1 protein-coding gene is annotated in these 1,295 nt (G+C 63.9%); it reads left to right on the top strand.

Annotation, left to right across the window (positions count from 1 at the left end; all coding sequences use genetic code 11):
* Nucleotides 1–202 precede the first annotated feature (202 nt).
* Complete coding sequence (locus BJF85_RS24560; RefSeq protein WP_222844671.1) at nt 203–1,012, top strand: nucleotidyltransferase domain-containing protein; 810 nt, start codon at nt 203–205, stop codon at nt 1,010–1,012.
* Nucleotides 1,013–1,295: the final 283 nt, after the last annotated feature.

Raw genomic sequence — 1,295 nt, forward strand, 5'->3', positions numbered from 1 at the left:
GCCCGGTCCTTGAACTCCGGGGTATAAGACGTTCTGTTCCTGGTCATAATCCGATCCTCCTGAATCACATAGATCGGAACAAGACCCAGTACGGTTCACCAGCCCAGCACTGCTGCCCAGACCCTGCCAAGTGCTTTCGCGGTCCGCGTAACGGCTCGGCTCGAGGTGCCAGCGTGTTCGACTCTTTGGATACGGTCACGACATGCCAACAGAAGATCAAGGCCCGGGGTGGGGCGTGGCGTCACTTGGCCTTCCAGGGAATGTGCTGCAAGTCGCTGATGATCTGGCTGATCTTGAGAGCGTGGTCGCTGTGGTGCTGGGCGGCTCGCGCGCGACTGGGGCCGCGCGCGAGGACAGTGACTGGGATCTCGGGGTTTACTATCGCTCCAGTGGTGGCGTCCTCGACCCCGACGACGTTCGCAATTTAGGCTATCCCGGACAGGTTTCCGGTCTGGGGGACTGGGGGCCGATCGTGCACGGAGGCGGCTGGTTAACCGCCGGGGGCACGCAGGTGGACGTCCTGTTCCGTGACTTGGACGTGGTTGAGGCATGGCGCGCTAACGCGGAGCAGGGCAAGTTCGACGTACTGCTGCAAGCTGGTTGTCTCGTGGGTGCTCCCACGTACCTGCCCGTCGGCGAGCTTGCCTGTTGCCTGCCGATCCACGGTCAACTGGACCAGCCCACGACATTTCCCGCGCAGCTGGCTGCCACGGCAGCACCGGTCTGGCGCGGGCAGGCAGCTGTCGCGCTGATGTTCGCACGCGGCTACGCCACCATCGGCGACACGACATGCTGTGCCGGCATGCTCAGCCAAGCTGTGCTGTGCGAGGCACACGCCCGGTTAGCTGAGCAGCGGCGGTGGGCACTCAACGAGAAGCGGCTCATCACCGAGGCGGGGCTCACCGCTGTCCAACCACTACTGGCAGCTCCGGGGGCGAATGAGAGCACCCTCGCCGACACAATCGACGCGATCCAGCACATCCTCGAAATCGAGGCCGCCGACAAACACTGACACCCCCGTCTCACTGCGCATCCTTTTACGGACACTTGCGCAGAAGGTGCGGAGGGGGTCGAGTTGGGGACTCGTGGCGGGCGTTCGTCCTTCACGGGTCGTTCAGGCCTTAGTCGAGACAGGTGCAGGTCCACGAGGCTCGTTGCGGGAGATCGTCGAGGAGCCGAAGGCTGCACTCGACGAGTTGACCTGATCCCCGGGTGGTGGTCCGGTTGTTGTGAGAGTCCGATGCCCGATGATGGGCGCAGGAGGACTCGACGACGATGAGTGAGCGACGCCGGCG

The sequence above is a fragment of the Saccharomonospora sp. CUA-673 genome (assembly GCF_001942305.1).
In the GTDB taxonomy this organism is placed as follows: Bacteria; Actinomycetota; Actinomycetes; order Mycobacteriales; family Pseudonocardiaceae; genus Prauserella.